General features: G+C 37.0%; 18 protein-coding genes and 1 tRNA gene. 14 read left to right on the forward strand and 5 right to left on the reverse strand.

The window, feature by feature from the left end; translation table 11 throughout:
* The first annotated feature begins 17 nt into the window (after positions 1 to 17).
* From ABXZ36_RS09705 to ABXZ36_RS09715, 3 genes are read left to right on the forward strand one after another with little or no spacing between them, the layout of a single operon-like run.
* Positions 18 to 461, forward strand: a complete 444-nt coding sequence (locus ABXZ36_RS09705) for a VOC family protein (protein WP_354615321.1) — start codon at positions 18 to 20, stop codon at positions 459 to 461.
* A 48-nt stretch (positions 462 to 509) separates the two neighbouring features.
* Positions 510 to 1508: a pirin family protein gene (locus ABXZ36_RS09710; RefSeq protein WP_354615322.1), complete on the forward strand. Its 999-nt coding sequence runs from the start codon at positions 510 to 512 to the stop codon at positions 1506 to 1508.
* Between the two features lie 23 nt (positions 1509 to 1531).
* Entirely contained in the window at positions 1532 to 1945 is a 414-nt protein-coding gene (locus ABXZ36_RS09715; RefSeq protein ID WP_354615323.1) for a hypothetical protein, read from the forward strand.
* A gap of 1 nt (position 1946) precedes the next feature.
* Here ABXZ36_RS09715 and murA read toward each other — a convergent pair whose 3' ends face one another.
* From murA to ABXZ36_RS09730, 3 genes are all read right to left on the reverse strand, one after another.
* Positions 1947 to 3254: a UDP-N-acetylglucosamine 1-carboxyvinyltransferase gene (murA, locus tag ABXZ36_RS09720; RefSeq protein WP_354615324.1), complete on the reverse strand. Its 1308-nt coding sequence runs from the start codon at positions 3252 to 3254 to the stop codon at positions 1947 to 1949.
* Between the two features lie 14 nt (positions 3255 to 3268).
* Complete coding sequence (locus tag ABXZ36_RS09725) at positions 3269 to 3919, reverse strand: DUF4290 domain-containing protein (protein ID WP_354615325.1); 651 nt, start codon at positions 3917 to 3919, stop codon at positions 3269 to 3271.
* Between the two features lie 88 nt (positions 3920 to 4007).
* Positions 4008 to 4295 carry a DUF493 family protein gene (locus ABXZ36_RS09730; protein WP_354615326.1) on the reverse strand — a complete coding sequence of 96 codons (288 nt, stop codon included), beginning with the start codon at positions 4293 to 4295 and terminating at the stop codon, positions 4008 to 4010.
* A gap of 87 nt (positions 4296 to 4382) precedes the next feature.
* Between ABXZ36_RS09730 and ABXZ36_RS09735 the strand changes: the two genes are divergently transcribed.
* The 5 genes from ABXZ36_RS09735 to ABXZ36_RS09755 all read left to right on the forward strand — a co-directional run bounded on the left by ABXZ36_RS09735 (position 4383) and on the right by ABXZ36_RS09755 (position 8874).
* Complete coding sequence (locus ABXZ36_RS09735) at positions 4383 to 4922, forward strand: AAA family ATPase (RefSeq protein ID WP_354615327.1); 540 nt, start codon at positions 4383 to 4385, stop codon at positions 4920 to 4922.
* Positions 4923 to 4924: 2 nt separating this feature from the next.
* Positions 4925 to 6820 carry a RecQ family ATP-dependent DNA helicase gene (locus ABXZ36_RS09740; RefSeq protein WP_354615328.1) on the forward strand — a complete coding sequence of 632 codons (1896 nt, stop codon included), beginning with the start codon at positions 4925 to 4927 and terminating at the stop codon, positions 6818 to 6820.
* A 1-nt stretch (position 6821) separates the two neighbouring features.
* Entirely contained in the window at positions 6822 to 7769 is a 948-nt protein-coding gene (gene fmt, locus ABXZ36_RS09745; protein ID WP_354615329.1) for a methionyl-tRNA formyltransferase, read from the forward strand.
* 175 nt (positions 7770 to 7944) lie between these two features.
* A complete protein-coding gene (locus ABXZ36_RS09750) occupies positions 7945 to 8217 on the forward strand; it encodes an HU family DNA-binding protein (protein ID WP_337300197.1) in 273 nt (90 codons plus the stop codon).
* A 96-nt stretch (positions 8218 to 8313) separates the two neighbouring features.
* Positions 8314 to 8874 (forward strand): YqgE/AlgH family protein, encoded by a 561-nt coding sequence (locus ABXZ36_RS09755; RefSeq protein WP_354615330.1) that lies wholly within the window; start codon positions 8314 to 8316, stop codon positions 8872 to 8874.
* On the opposite strand, the gene ABXZ36_RS09760 is transcribed toward ABXZ36_RS09755, so the two are convergent.
* Both ABXZ36_RS09760 and ABXZ36_RS09765 read right to left on the reverse strand, forming a co-directional pair.
* The gene (locus ABXZ36_RS09760; protein WP_354615331.1) at positions 8871 to 9716 is read right to left on the reverse strand and encodes an aminotransferase class IV; all 846 of its coding nucleotides are present in this window, start codon (positions 9714 to 9716) and stop codon (positions 8871 to 8873) included. The two genes, ABXZ36_RS09755 and ABXZ36_RS09760, sit on opposite strands and share 4 nt — an antisense overlap.
* A gap of 55 nt (positions 9717 to 9771) precedes the next feature.
* A complete protein-coding gene (locus ABXZ36_RS09765; protein ID WP_354615332.1) occupies positions 9772 to 10155 on the reverse strand; it encodes an START-like domain-containing protein in 384 nt (127 codons plus the stop codon).
* A gap of 137 nt (positions 10156 to 10292) precedes the next feature.
* On the opposite strand from ABXZ36_RS09765, the gene ABXZ36_RS09770 reads away from it, so the two are divergent.
* The 6 genes from ABXZ36_RS09770 (at position 10293) to ABXZ36_RS09795 (ending at position 16195) form a co-directional block, all read left to right on the forward strand.
* Positions 10293 to 10366, forward strand: a tRNA-Met gene (locus ABXZ36_RS09770).
* 205 nt (positions 10367 to 10571) lie between these two features.
* The gene (locus ABXZ36_RS09775; protein ID WP_354615333.1) at positions 10572 to 11405 is read left to right on the forward strand and encodes a sensor histidine kinase; all 834 of its coding nucleotides are present in this window, start codon (positions 10572 to 10574) and stop codon (positions 11403 to 11405) included.
* Between the two features lie 7 nt (positions 11406 to 11412).
* A complete protein-coding gene (locus ABXZ36_RS09780; protein WP_354615334.1) occupies positions 11413 to 11811 on the forward strand; it encodes a response regulator in 399 nt (132 codons plus the stop codon).
* A gap of 287 nt (positions 11812 to 12098) precedes the next feature.
* A complete protein-coding gene (locus ABXZ36_RS09785) occupies positions 12099 to 14267 on the forward strand; it encodes a molybdopterin-containing oxidoreductase family protein (protein ID WP_354615335.1) in 2169 nt (722 codons plus the stop codon).
* A gap of 61 nt (positions 14268 to 14328) precedes the next feature.
* On the forward strand, positions 14329 to 15012 hold the full coding sequence (locus ABXZ36_RS09790) for a class I SAM-dependent methyltransferase (RefSeq protein WP_354615336.1): 684 nt from the start codon (positions 14329 to 14331) through the stop codon (positions 15010 to 15012).
* A 268-nt stretch (positions 15013 to 15280) separates the two neighbouring features.
* Positions 15281 to 16195, forward strand: coding sequence for an MBL fold metallo-hydrolase (locus ABXZ36_RS09795; protein WP_354615337.1), 915 nt, complete (start codon positions 15281 to 15283; stop codon positions 16193 to 16195).
* Positions 16196 to 16246 lie beyond the last annotated feature (51 nt).

A 16246-nucleotide genomic window follows, 5' to 3' on the forward strand; every position in this document is an offset into this window, starting at 1 on the left:
AGTAAATTAAAGATTTTATGAAATATATTCCTCTATTAATTCTATTTTTTTTGGCGATTGCCACCAAAGCACAGAGCTTTGATTTTACTATTGACCATTCGTCCCTAATAGTAAACAATCTTAAAAAAACTGGTGACTTTTATTCCAATGTGCTGCAGTTAAAAGAAATTTCACATCCTACCAATGATCCTGGTTTTCGTTGGTTTCAAGTGCAGGAAAATACCCAACTACACCTTATTTTAAAGGACACCGTAGTTATGAAAAAACATAAATCTATGCACCTTTGTCTTTCCACAAAAAAGTTAGAGGCCTTTATATATAATTTGAATGCAAATAATGTTGAATATGAGGATTGGCCAGGAACCAAGAATGCCATTACCTTAAGAGCCGACGGGGTACGTCAAATCTATTTGAGAGACCCAGAAGGGTACTGGATAGAAATTAATGATGCCGTACATTAACCGTAAGGCCCAGTAAATTACTATGCTTCATTTCTAATATTCTTAACCATGAAAAATTCCATTAAAAACATATACCCATTAAGCTTCCCTTGGCAAACACAAGATCCCTTTTTATTTTGTGTGTACCATCTGGACCATTATCCAAAAGGCAATGAAGAAATGGGACCCGCGGCCTCCCTTGAAGGTCGCAATTTAGGAAATGACTTTACCACTAAAGATGGATGGAGAATGTACCACGGACAAACCATCCCTGGTTTTCCATATCACCCCCATAGAGGGTTTGAAACCATCACCATTGTCAATAAAGGATATTGTGATCATTCGGACTCTTTAGGTGCAGCAGGACGCTTTGGAGAAGGAGACGTACAGTGGATGACTGCAGGTAGAGGAGTACAACACTCAGAAATGTTCCCATTATTAAAAACAGAAGCGGAAAATCCTTTGGAGCTTTTCCAAATCTGGCTGAACTTGCCCAAGGCAAATAAATTTGTAGAACCCCATTTTGCCATGTTGTGGCATGAGGATATTCCTGTGGTTAATGCAAATGGCACTACAGTAAAAGTCATGGCAGGTAACTTCAATGAAAATAAGGCGCCTAAACCGGCACCAAATTCTTGGGCTGCCGATCCTGAAAACGAAGTAGCAGTTTGGAACATTCATTTGGAACCAAATACCGAATTTACTCTGCCCGCTTCTAACAAAGAGGTACACAGAAGCCTCTATTTTTACGAAGGGGATCAGTGCTCAGTAGACGGTGAAAAAATCGCTCCCAATCATGGAATGGATCTACAATCAGAAATGGAAGTAGTCTTAAAAAATGGTGCTAAAAAAGCCTCCTTTCTAATGCTACAAGGAAAACCAATTAATGAACCCGTTGCCAAATATGGTCCCTTTGTGATGAATACGGACCAAGAAATACAACAGGCCATGCAAGAATATCAATTGACCCAATTTGGAGGATGGCCATGGCCTTATTCGGATAATGTTCACGACAGGAAAAAAGGGAGGTTCGCCCATTATCCTGATGGCACCTTGGTTGAGAAATAAATAGTCACAAATTATAAGAATAAATGATAGAAGAATTAAGGCTTGTCTTGGATTTAGGGCTAGTTGTCTTAATCTGGATGGTACAACTTGTTGTCTACCCAAGTTTTACATACTTCACTTCGGCTGATCTGTTCCAATGGCACCAAAAATATACGGTACGCATTACCTACATTGTAGTGCCCCTAATGGTTGGACAACTACTGGTAAGTGGTTTTTTGGCCTATAAAACCCTAACCTTCTATTCTTTAGGCAGCTTTATATTGGTGCTTTCCCTTTGGGTCATTACCTTCTCTGTATTTGTACCAATCCATGAAAAAATAGGATCCAACTCCTTTACACCTGAAGATTTACATCTACTGGAAGAAAGAAATTGGATCCGTACTATTTTATGGAATTTAATTTTTGTCTGGAGCGTTTTGGAAGTATTCCAATCCTAAACTAGATCCTCACGATCTTAGCACCAATAGCCCTAAGACGTTCATCTATATTTTCGTAACCCCTGTCAATCTGTTCAATATTATGGATCGTAGAGATCCCTTTTGCAGATAGTGCAGCGATCAATAAAGATATCCCTGCTCTAATATCTGGCGACACCATGGTAGTCGCTTTTAAAGTCGATTTAAAGTCATGACCAATAATGGTAGCCCTATGAGGATCGCAAAGAATAATTTTAGCACCCATATCTATCAGTTTATCCACAAAGAACAAACGACTTTCAAACATTTTTTGATGTATCAATATCTCACCTTTTGCTTGAGTGGCCATGACTAAGATAATACTCAATAAATCTGGCGTAAGTCCCGGCCAAGGCGCGTCTGCAATGGTTAAAATGGAGCCATCTATATAATTCTGTATTTCGTACCCATCTTTGTGTGCTGGAATATAAATATCATCTCCCTTGCGCTCCAAGGTAATTCCCATCTTTCTAAAAACTGTGGGGATCTGACCTAAATTGTCCCAACTCACATTTTTAATGGTTAGTTCACTTTGGGTCATTGCGGCAAGACCAATCCAACTCCCAATCTCTATCATATCCGGAAGCATGGTATGCTCTGTTCCACCCAATGTATCAACTCCTTCAATTTTTAATAAGTTGGAACCTATTCCACTGATCTTTGCCCCCATCCTATTGAGCATCTTGCACAATTGTTGTAAGTACGGTTCACAAGCGGCATTATAAATAGTGGTTTGTCCTTCTGCCAAAACAGCTGCCATTAAGATGTTCGCAGTACCTGTTACAGAAGCTTCATCAAGGAGCATATAGGCCCCTTTTAATTTTTTGGCTTCTACCCCATAGAACAACTCTTCCTTATTGTATCTAAATTTAGCGCCTAACTTAATTAGTCCTTCAAAATGGGTATCCAAACGACGACGACCAATTTTATCACCTCCCGGTTTAGGGATATACCCTTTTCCAAAACGAGCCAATAAAGGCCCAACCAACATTATAGAACCCCTTAGTCCCCTACCGTCCTTTTTGAACTGATCAGATTGGAGGTAATCCAAGTTCACATCATCTGCCTTGAAGGTAAAGGATCCTTTTCCTTTTTTTTGGATTTTAACGCCCAAATCCTCCAATAAAGATATTAGTTTATTGACATCTATAATGTCTGGAATATTATTTATGGTAACGCTTTCTGAAGTCAATAGTACAGCACACAAAATTTGTAATGCCTCATTTTTTGCTCCCTGTGGTGTAATTTCACCATGAAGTTGGTGCCCACCTTCAATCCTAAATGTTCCCATTTACGTTGAAAATATTAATATCGCTTTTTACCGCGGTTAGTATTACTTCTTTGGTTCTTTTTAGGACTGCTGTTTCTTGGGGTTTTTGCAACCCTATTCTTAAGAAACTGTCCACTTTCGGTAAGGTTTTCGCCTTTTAAATCGATCTGCCCATCACTCAATTCATACAAATGATTGAAAATAGCAGTATCATCTACCACATCTTTGTTCCAATTTAGGTAACACTTTTTCATGTGGTTGGCAATAGCATACTCCAAACCATCCCTCATATCACCCTTTTCCCATTTCACGGCTACATCAATCATTTTTTTGATGTTGTTACCGTAAAAACGATATTTAGGAAAATTTTGCGGATAGGCCAAAGGATCTGGCTTTTTACGGAGAACCTCCTTACTGGTAATTGGATAAGGAGAGTCTACTTCCAAATTAAAATCGGACATGATAAACAACTGGTCCCATAACTTATGTTGAAAGTCTGGAACATCCCTCAAATGAGGCTGAATATTACCCATAACACTAATGATAGCTTTGGCAACATTGTTTCGTTCCTCTCTATCTTCAATGGTCATGGCATGATCTACCATTTTTTGGAAATGTCTTCCGTACTCGGGAATAATGAGGTGTGAACGCTCAGTATTATACTCTATGTTTTCTACTAGATTCAAATTAAAAGAATTTGCTTAAAAGTTATAATAAGTGAAGTAAGTCTTATAAGGTCTGCAAATTAGCAAAAATATGGTACAAATACTATTATTAAAGTGATATAACCCCTTTGACCTTGCCTACTTCCTTATATTTCTCAATTACGGCATCGGCATTTTTAAGATTTACAGTAATTGACAAGCTCGTGTATTTTCCTTTTTTGGATTGTTTAGATTCAATTACGGCGCCCGTATTATCGAAGATTTTATGGATTTGTGTAATCCGTTCACCAGCCGTAGGAACAATAAATTTATAGAGGTAATCCGAGGGCCATGAACTAGTTTCTTCTAGTTGTGTTTTTAGTTTTCTGTAAAATTCGTCAGATTTTTCAGTATCCATGCTTTTCTTTTTGCAAATATAAAGTAACCGTTGCAATTTTTTACGCTACTAGCTATTTCATTAACTTTGTCCCATAAAATATTTTTATTGAAACCAAAAAAGATTGTTATAACAGGGGGACCTAGTACCGGAAAAACATCCATAATTGAAAAAATAGAGTTGATGGGGCATGCATGTATTCATGAGATCTCTAGAAGTATTACCCTGGAAGCCAGAGAACAAGGCATTCAGCAATTATTCGTTTCGGATCCTCTACTATTCAGTAAAAAAATTACAGAAGGTAGAATCAATCAGTTTCATGAAGCATCCAAATTTCCTGTAAAACACGTTTTTATGGATAGAGGATTACCGGATGTTGTTGCCTATATGGACTGTTTTGGCCAAGAATACGATCATAGCTTTATAGAAGCCTGTGAAAACTATATCTATGACGACGTATTTCTCTTGCCCCCATGGAAAGAAATCTATTCCACGGACGAAGAACGTTATGAAAATTTTGATGAGGCCTTGCGCATACATGATTGCTTGGAAACCAGTTATAAAAAATATGGTTATAAGCCCAAACACGTTCCTAAGGGCACTATAGCGGAAAGATTATCCTTTATTCTTAATAAAGTAAAAAACTAATTGTGGTTAAAGACCCTCATAAAATTTTAGAAAAGTATTGGGGATTTTCTCAATTTAGGGGGTCACAGGAACAAATTATCGAGACTGTAATCCAAGGTCGAGATGTGCTTGCACTACTCCCCACCGGTGGAGGTAAATCTATGTGTTATCAAGTACCTGCCATGGCAAAAGATGGGCTTTGTATTGTTGTATCTCCCTTAATAGCTTTGATTCAAAACCAAGTTGATGCTCTAAAGAGCAAGGGGATTAAGGCTCTTTCCCTTACCGGTGGAATTTCTTTTGATGAAGTCATAGACCTCCTGGATAATTGTCTGTATGGAAACTATAAGTTCCTTTATTTATCTCCGGAACGATTGCAACAGGAGTTGGTACAGGAACGTATTCAGCAGATGAACGTAAATCTAATCGCTATAGATGAGGCTCATTGTATTTCTCAATGGGGTAATGATTTTAGACCTGCTTACCTCCATTGCAATATTCTAAGGGCACTATTACCAGAAACTCCAATCATTGCCCTTACCGCTACGGCTACCACAAAAGTTGCAGAAGATATAATTGAAAACCTTCAATTATCTGCGGCGGCTATTTATAAAGACTCATTTTCTAGAGACAATATTTCTTTTCACGTGCATTGGAGCGAGGATAAGAAATTCCAATTAAAAAACCTCTGCCTAAAGTTACAAAAAAGCGCCATTGTCTATGTTAGAACAAGAAGGGCTGCGAAGGAGTTGTCTGACTTCCTGAATACACAAAAATGTGTTGCCACTTTTTTTCATGGAGGTATTCCAAAAAAAGAAAAAACAAAGCGATTACAATTATGGCTAGATAACAAAGTTCGGGTAATGGTGGCCACGAACGCTTTTGGTATGGGGATAGACAAGCCAGATGTTGAACTTGTGGTACATTATCAAATCCCTGACAGTCTGGAGAATTATTTCCAGGAAGCCGGGAGAGCCGGTAGGGACGGGACTCCAGCCAAGTCGGTAATGGTACTAAATAAGGCCGATGAAAACCAAGTAAAACGGCAATTTTTAAGTGTACTTCCAGATGTTGATTTTCTAAAGCTCCTGTATAGAAAACTAAACAACTACTTTCAAATCCCCTATGGGGAAATGAGTGCAGAAACTTTTCAGTTTCATTTCAATAAATTTTGTGACACCTATACCCTAAATACAGCACTAACCTTTAATGGACTGCGTATTCTAGATCAAAATTCGGTGATTGCATTGTCAGAATCCTTTGCCAAAAAAATAACCCTACAATTTATAGCTACCAAAGCGCAGTTATTTTACTACTTAGACAACCATAAATCTATAGCCCCAATGATCCAAACTATTCTAAGGACCTATGGGGGCATTTTTGAACACCCCACCAAAATTAACCCTTTATTAATTTCAAAGAAAACTAATGTCTCAGAGGAGAAAATCCTTTTAACACTAGAACAATTACATACTGATGGGATTGTGGATTACAAGGCACAGAGTAGTGATTTGGAAATTATTTTTCTAGCACCTAGAGAAGATGACAGGACAATCAATATGTTTTCCAGAAAAGTAAAAGAGCAACAACAGGTCAAAATCAATAATATTGAAAGTATTTTAGCCTATGTCAATAACGATAAGGTCTGCAGAAGCAAACAATTGCTGCACTATTTCGGTGAGGAACGGAAAGCCTGTGGCATCTGTGATGTGTGTCTAAGTAAAAACAACATCGATAACGATATCCAGAATTTAGTAGCAGAAGATATCTTGAAAATATTGCGTAGAGACAATCAGACATCAAGAAACTTAACAATGGCTCTTACCTATAAGGAAGAAACCATATTGATCGTATTACAGGGACTCTTGGAAGATGGATATATTTCCATTACTTCAAAAAATGAATATAAAATAACTTAACATGGAAGCATTACGAATCGTATTTATGGGAACCCCAGATTTTGGGGTTGCCATTTTGGACAAGCTTGTCCAAAATTCCCTTAATGTAGTGGGGGTAATTACCGCACCAGACAAACCTGCAGGAAGGGGAAGAAAATTGAATGAATCTGCTGTAAAACAATACGCCGTTTCACAGAATCTTCCAATTTTGCAGCCTACAAACTTAAAGAGTGAGGAATTTTTGACTGAATTAAAGGCCTTGGACGCCAATCTACAAATTATAGTGGCCTTTCGCATGCTACCAAAAGCAGTTTGGGAAATGCCCAAATACGGCACATTTAACCTGCATGCCTCCCTCCTGCCCCAATACAGGGGCGCAGCTCCCATCAATTGGGCAATCATAAATGGAGAGAAAGAAACAGGAGTTAGTACCTTTTATATAGATGATAAAATTGATACAGGGGAAATACTCCTTCAGGAAAAAACGAACATTGATCCGAATGAAACCGCTGGGGAGCTTCATGATAAATTGATGCACCTTGGAGCATCACTAGTTGTAGAAACTGTAGAACTTTTAAAGACAGGCGAAGTTAAAACAATAAAGCAACCAGAGACAGGGAACTTAAAATTGGCACATAAAATAAGTAAAGAAACCTGCCAAATTAATTGGAATTTGACCATCTCTGATATTTTCAACCATATTAGAGGCCTCAGCCCTTACCCCGCAGCTTGGACCACTCTGCATAACAGTGATGAAGAATTGTTCCTGAAGATCTATTCAGTTGCTAAGGAAGAACAGGAACATCAATTCAAAAATGGGCAGTTGATCTTCGATAAAAAAAACCTAAAAGTTGCAGTTGAAGGAGGGTTCATCCAACTCCTAGAAATACAATTACCTGGAAAACGAAAGATGGCTACCTCTGAAGTCTTGAATGGACTTCAATTATCAAAAAAGGCATATATGGGCTAAACCCTTGCTACCAAAGGGCTGAATGAAATGTAGAAAAAACCCTACTTTATCAACAAACACCCCAAGTTATCAACAAAATCGGGTATTTCCCTTGATTTTACTTGCGTTAACCACAAATCCGTATAAATTTGTTAGAGTACAAAATTATTTTAACAACAATTAATTTAATTCAATTATGAACAAAACAGAATTAATCGATGCAATGGCAGCAGACGCTGGCATCACAAAAGCGGCAGCAAAGAAAGCTTTAGAATCTTTTTTAGGAAATGTTGAAGGATCTCTTAAAAAAGGCGGAAGAGTTTCTTTAGTTGGTTTCGGATCTTGGTCTGTATCTAAAAGAGAAGCAAGAGAAGGTAGAAATCCACAAACTGGAAAAACTATCCAAATTGCAGCAAAAAACGTTGTAAAGTTTAAAGCAGGTGCTGAATTAGCAGGTGCAGTAAACTAATTTATATTGTATAAATTTGAAAAAGGCACTTCTAAAACGGAGTGCTTTTTTGTTTTTAATAAGATTTGTCTTATTTTTAGTGAAAACCCATGTGTTATGGTTAGCATTAAACCAAAAAAAGGGAAGCTTTTAATCGCAGAACCAACACTTACTGGTGATGTTTCCTTTAACAGGTCTGTAGTTTTGATTGCTGAGCACAATCAAGAGGGTTCGGTTGGCTTTATTCTTAACAAACCACTGATGTACAGTATTAATGAATTGGTCACTGAAATTAGCGTACCCTTCCAAGTGTACAATGGTGGTCCTGTAGAACAGGATAACTTATACTTTATACACAAAGTACCCGATCTAATAGTCGAAAGCATAGAAATATCACATGGTATCTATTGGGGAGGCAACTTCGAAAAGATTGTGGATCTTATCAATAAAGGCCTTATTACGGAAAAAGATATTCGGTTTTTCTTGGGTTATTCTGGTTGGACCTCATTACAATTAGATCAAGAACTAACCTCAAAATCCTGGGTAGTAGTGAACAACAAATACAAGAGTGATATTATCCATAAATCTGCCCAAACGTTTTGGAAGGAAAAAATGATTGAATTAGGGGGTGATTATGTCCTATGGTCCAATTTTCCTGAAAACCCTAATCTTAATTAACCCAGTCTAGCCGCAGCATTAAGTTTCCCAACTAAGTCTGCAGCCACCTTTGTTTCAAAATTCTTTTTGCGATACTTGGTAATAGGAAGAATACCCACTATAGCATTGGTTATAAACAACTCATCGGCCTTTTGAAGATCGAAAGGAGAAATTGAGGCCTCTTCCAAAGTATAGGCTTCTAGTTTTCCTACTATTTCAATCAGTTTCTTTCTAATAATACCATTTAGGCACCCATCCTTTTTTGGAGGGGTTTTTATGGTATTGCCATTTACCAAAAACAAATTTCCATTTAAGGCCTCTACCACTTGCTTTTGGTTGTTTAGTAATAAACAATTCTGATATCCATTTTCCTGCGCATAAATGCTTCCAACAACATTAATGGCTTTATTATTAGACTTTAAGGTGGAAAGCATATCCGGATTCACATAAAAATCCTTGAAAAGTTCTACAACATAATCCTGCTTATGAAGCATATAAAATGGGGAATCTAACTCCCCCACTTCTATGATATAAGATATATCATTGGTTTTTGGCAAATAATAGCCGCCGTTATTTCTAAAAACAGACAAACGTACCCTGGCCGATGCAGTATCCAATCCGTTAGAAGTGATGGTACGTGCTAATTGCTCTTCCAAGAATTCCATGGTAAAGTTCATAGGAATCTCCATCCGCATAATACGCATAGAAGCCATGAGACGAAGGTAATGGTCTTCCCAAAAGAAAATCTTTCCATTAACTACGCGAATGGTTTCAAAAAGTCCATCACCATACTTCATCCCCCTATTTTCGTGATTGAGATAAAGCGTGTCTTGGGATAGGATATCACCATTAAAATTAACCATAAAAAAAGCCTTGAAAATTAAAGGCGCAAAGATATTGATTTATGGTCTAAAACCTTTAGGAAGAACCTAAAACTTGCTTTAGACTAGAGATTTGGTTTTCCCAAAGCATTTTAGATTCGTCTACCTCATCTTCATCTGCAAAATCTGTAATGAATAAGGAAACATCAGAGGTAATTTCATCTACAATAATCCGCATTTCAAAATAAGCATCGTCCTCTGCCTCTTCCCAAGCAAATCGCACAAATTCATCACTCTTTCTCTTTAACAATTTAGCCTCTTCTTCTGCCCCATCCCATATAAATGTAAACAACTCTCCTCTAGAATTTACGTTGTCTGCAAACCATTCAGATAACCCAGAAGGTGTAGATATATATTGATATAATAGGGGTTGAGATGATTGTATCACAAACTCAACTTCAAACTTCACTTTATCACTCATTCTATATAATGTTTTCGATGGGCAATATATATTTTTTTCCAAGATAAAAAAATAATTGCTCGAATTTATTTTTTACCATTTGAATTTTGATTGAAAAGAAATTTAACTCTATATTTGCACCCGCTTAAAACGGCAATGGCGAGGTAGCTCAGTTGGTTAGAGCGTCGGATTCATAACCCGGAGGTCGCGGGATCGTGCCCCGCTCTCGCTACTTTTCGATAATAAAAAAAACCCAAGATTTCCATCTTGGGTTTTTTTTGTTGTGTACACCATTTTGATGTTTTCGTCTACCCATTTCAATTGAATTCAATCGATACCTGACTTTAGTCTTGGCTTTTTCAAAAGAAAAAATTAGGTGGAAATACTTTTTTGGGTAAAATAGTCCCAATACCAACTATTAAAAACTGACTGTTTTTTTGAATTATCGGTCTTGTCCAATAATAAAATGGGTACGTACAATTGGCCAAGGAGAGTTTTTTGAGGGGAAATGTATCAAGATATATGGTAGTCTCCAGGATATTACGGAACGTAAAAATACAGAAACCGAACGCACTAAAATGATTTCTGACATTTTTCAGCGCAATAGCAATCTTGAGCAATTTTCTTATATAGTATCGCACAACCTTCGCGCACCAACTGCCAACATTATAGGTTTCGTAGAAATTTTACAAAATGAAACCATCAATCAGCTGGAACAAAAAGAACTTCTTCAGGGGCTTTCTAAATCCGTGTCTGCACTTGATAACATTATCAAAGATCTGAACAAAATCTTGCAGGTAAAAAATAAAGACAGTGAGGAAAAAGAAGTCATACTATTTTCACAACTGGTTAATGAAATCAAAATGAGCATAACCAACCTTATGCGCAAAAAGCGCGCACGCATTGTAGCTGATTTCACAGATGTGGATAACATTTATTCACTCAAAAATTATATGCACAGTATCTTCAATAACCTCATAAGAAATAGCATTAAATACAGTAAACTAGACCAACCGCCACTCATTGAAATAAAAAGCACAAAAAAAAATGGAAAAATATTTATCACTTTTAAAGACAACGGATTAGGAATTGATTTAAATACACAAGACGCTAAAGTTTTCGGACTTTGCAACCGCTTTCATACACACTTGAAAGGCAAAGGAATGGGGCTATTCATGGGAAAGGCACAAGTAGAATCACTTGGAGGTAAAATAACCATTGCTAGTGAAATTAATAAAGGAACTGTATTTACACTCATATTTGAAATCTAGATTTAAAATGACACTAATAACAAAACGGTTCCTCCTAGTTGATGATGACCCATTAAACAATTACATCACAAAAAAAACACTAAAAAAATCACTCGGAGAAGTCCACATTATCGACTTTACAAATCCAGAAAATGGATTGGAATTTATAAGATCTCAACCCGTCCATAATCCTACCAATGGAAAAACAACACTTTTTCTCGATATCAATATGCCTGTAATATCAGGATGGGAGTTCCTTGAAGCGTTTGAACTTTTTGATATATCAATAAAAGAGCAATACAACATTTACATTCTATCATCCTCTATTGATCCAAACGAAATAAACCTCGCAAAAGGAAATCCCCTCGTTTGTGACTTTATAGAAAAGCCGCTCAACGAAGCTAAGCTTGTTAAAATATTTGGATGAAGGAAGGGGGATTTGTGTTATTTTTTTCCATCCACATCAACTTGTAACTATCGCCAACACATGTACTCTCTGTTTTTTTGTTTTTAATTGTGTTCATGATTTCTTCATAATTGTCATCCAAAGTATACTACTCCCCAAATTTAGGACAGCAAGTTACGTTGTAATTTAACCCTGTCAAATATTGCGAGATCAAGAAGAAAACATTTGATTAAAATTTCCTAAATTAGGTACTTAAAACACCCAACTAAACATATACGAACACCCTGGTGGTCCTTAGTAATCAGAATATGGATTCGAGAAAAAATAAAGGTATTGATCGCAGAGAATTTATTGAGATAAGCGCAAAGGGTGCCGCGGCAATTAGCTTATCTCCACTTCCCGCTCTATCTAGTTGTGCTAATAGCAAAACGGCAATAATAGTATTTGGCGCTTGTTATCATGATTGTCCTGACCGTTGCAGTTGGAAGGTAACAACTGTAGAAAATAAAGTGACGGACTTTCAGGCGAGTAAAAACAATCCATATACTGCCGGTAATCTATGTGATAAGATGGTCAGTTTTCCCACTGATGTTACCTTCCATCCAGATCGAATTTTGTCACCACTTAAAAGAAGTGGACCAAAAGGAAGCGGTAGTTTTTTCAAAATCAGTTGGGAACAAGCCATAAGTGAAGTAGCCACTACTCTAAAAGATATTATTGACAAAAAGGGAGGGGAGGCAATTCTTCCATATAGTTTTGGAGGCAATCAAGGATTAGTTCAGGGAGACGCCATTTCCAGTAGATTCTTCGCGCATATCGGCGCCAGTCAATTGGAGCGCACAATATGTGGAAATGCAGCTGTAGAAGGAGTTCTAGCTACAAATGGTCAAACAACAGGCGTGCTACCTGAAGATATTATTCATAGCAGATATATTATATTATGGGGTACCAATCCTATTCTTTCAAATCAGCACTTATGGCCTTTCATTCAGAAAGCAAAAAGCAACGGTGCCAAAATCGTTACGGTCGATCCATTTCAATCTAAAACTTCAGAGGAGTCAGACTGGCATATTCAGCCGCGACCAGGAACAGATACTGCTCTCGCATTAGGATTAATGCATGTGATTTTAACCGAGAACCTGCAGGATCAGGAATATATTGACCGTTACACTTTAGGGATTGAACAGTTGAAGGAGCATGTACAAAAATATGACCCTGAAACAGTTGCCCATATCACAAATCTGGAAAAGGAAACCATTATTGCCTTTGCCAGAGCATATGCAGAAAGTACGCCTTCATTGATTCGAGTACTGATTGGCATGGAGCATCAGGTGAATGGGGCAAGCGCTTTTAGAGCAGTGGCTATGCTACCAGCGCTAACTGGTGCTTGGCGACATTTCGGTGGTGGATTAATGCACATGACCTATGAACTTTTTGGTGAAGCACTTAACTGGGAAAGTATAAACCTTCCTACTGAGTTAGTTAATCCAAAGACCCGATCAATCAATATGGTTGAATTAGGAAAAGCGTTGAACAACAGTGCAATAAATCCTAGTATAAACGCTTTATTTGTTTATAACTCAAATCCAGCAGTTACCACTCCTAATCAAAACTTAGTACGTAAGGGTCTTGAAAGAGATGACCTACTTACTATAGTATCAGAGCATTTCCTTACTGATACGGCTAGGTATGCTGATTATATTTTTCCAGCCACCAGTGTCCTCGAAAATTGGGATATTCTAGACTCTTGGGGAACACCCTATATTAACATTAATGAACCTTCCATTGAACCTTTGGGAGAATCAAAACCCAATTCAGAATTATTCCGACTTCTGGCACAAGAAATGGGATTCAAAGAGGCTTACTTATACGAATCAGACATCAATATTGTAAAGAGAACGTTAGAAAGCAACCACGATTATTTAAAAGGTATCACTTTTGAATCACTACGAAAGACTGGATGGGCAAAGTTGAACCTACCGGAAAAATGGATGCCTCATGTAGAAGGAAACTTCAAGACCAGCTCTGGAAAGTGTCATTTTTATGATCCTAATCTGGAACAAGCGCTACCTGATTTTATACCTATCTCTTATAGCGATCAAGAAAAGAAGCAATACCCATTGCATTTATTAACAATCAAAACGCCTAAATATTTCTTAAACAGTAGCCACGCAAACGTGGATCACAACCTTGAGAAGGAAGGCAAACCCTATTTAGAGGTCAATCCAAGTGATGCCGCCTTACGAAATATTACTGATGGAGATGAGCTCAAAGTATTTAACGGCAGAGGTAGGGTGCTCATAACAGCGCGAATCAGCAATAAGGTAAAACAGGGAGTAGTATGCATGCCGCAAGGATTTTGGCCATCTTTATTAAAAGGTGGATCTTCTGCTAATGCGCTAACAAATGATCTATTAACTGATATGGGTAGAGGTGGTGCTATACAAGAAGCGAAAGTAGAAGTTGTAAAAGTTTAAAAGCAACGCTGTTCACCACCCTTGATTAAATGCTTTAGTTAAATCCAACTATAACGTACTTATGAAGACAGAAAAAAATATAGCGCTAGAATTTAACGAATTTTCGAAAAACTATACTAATGATATGATTGGTTGTGTCCCACATTACATGTCACTAATTTCAGGTTTCGTAAACTCACTTCCAGAAAATTTTAAACCTCAATCTATCCTTGATCTTGGAAGTGGTAATGGAAATGTAACGGCTCAACTTATTTCTTTTTTCCCAAATGCAATATACACTCTTGTTGACGCATCCTCTGAAATGATCAATCTGTGTCGTAATCATTTTAATGAGTACACTATTATTTATGAAAATAAGTACTTCAAGGATTTTTCATTTAACAAAGAAAGTTACGATTTAGTGGTAGCAGGGTTTAGCATTCATCATTGCGATGAAAACGAGAAACAAGCTATGTTTGGGAATATATATAATTCTTTAAAAAAAGGCGGCATATTTTCATATTGTGATTTGATGATAAGTAAAACAAATCCAGATCACAAAAGGCTAATGCAACAATGGAAAGAGTTTGTACGTATCAACTTTCCAGATGGCGAAAAATGGAACTGGCTAATGGAACATTATCAGACCTTTGACAAACCAACAGATTATCCACTCCAAAAAGATTGGATAAGTAATGCCGGATTTAGTACTATTGAAATTGGTTTTAGAGAAGAGTATTGGGTGCACCTGCAAGCCATGAAATAAAATAAGACAATAGCGCCCATCAGGTTATGTCTGGAAGAAAATCCAAGTATTCCTCTTTGGTTTGACTACTCTCCACAACAGTAATTATAAATCTTGCATTCTAGGGAGCGGATTTAATTATTTTGCACCTTTCGTTAATAACATCTTAAAATCCTGTAGTTTAGGGGTCAATTCATTAGTTGGAAATAACGAACTTCGTGATCAACCTCTAAAAAGGAATTAAAACTTCTCTTAACTAACATTTTTAGCCAAGTATACCCTCAGGAAAATGAGAACAAACATAAAAAAAAGCTTTGTCCCTACCCTAATTGTATTCCTACTAATTAGTAGCTACTCTTTACCTGCTAAAGGACAAATTAATCTTGACGAACAACATTGGATTCATGGATCGGAAGATTGCCAAAATAATATAGAAGATCCCATACAAGTAGTGCAATATGACCAAAACACTTGGATTTTCAGACAAAATAAATGTGTGAATTATGAGGCTCCTTTTATATTTTTATTTTTAGGTGAAGACAAAGGACTATTGATGGACACGGGAGCCACGAAGGAAGAGAATTTATTTCCTTTATACACTTCAGTCAACACAATTATAGACAATTGGCAAAAACAACAAAATAAAGAAATAGAATTAATCGTTGCTCATACTCATAAACACGGAGATCATTATGCCGCAGATGCTCAATTTAAAGATAAAACAAAAACAACTTTGGTTGGCATTCAAAAAACTGACGTCATCGATTTCTTTAAGTTTGAAAATTGGCCTAATGATGATGTTACTTTTGAACTTGGAAATAGAACTCTAAGATTACTACCTATCCCTGGACATCAAAATGCTTCTATTGCTTTATACGATGCATCATCTAAATTATTGCTTACAGGGGATACATTTTATCCTGGTCGTCTCTATGTTGAAGATTGGTCTTCCTTTAAATCAAGCATAGACCGACTCGTGGAATTTTCAAATAATTATGAAATTCGATATCTACTTGGAAATCATATTGAGATGTCAGCAACTGATGGGATTGACTATCCGATAGGCTCAACCTATCATCCCGAAGAGCAAAAACTTCCCTTAACTTTAGAAGACCTAAGGACGCTTCAATTTTCACTCGATAATTTAGGTGACAAACCAACCAGACAAGTGCATAAAAATTTTATAATTTACCCTAATGAATAAAGGAATAAGCAAAAAGTCGCAACCAATATCACTATCTATATACAATGCGGG

Source organism: Sediminicola arcticus, assembly GCF_040566695.1.
GTDB classification, from domain to species: Bacteria; Bacteroidota; Bacteroidia; order Flavobacteriales; family Flavobacteriaceae; genus Sediminicola; species Sediminicola arcticus.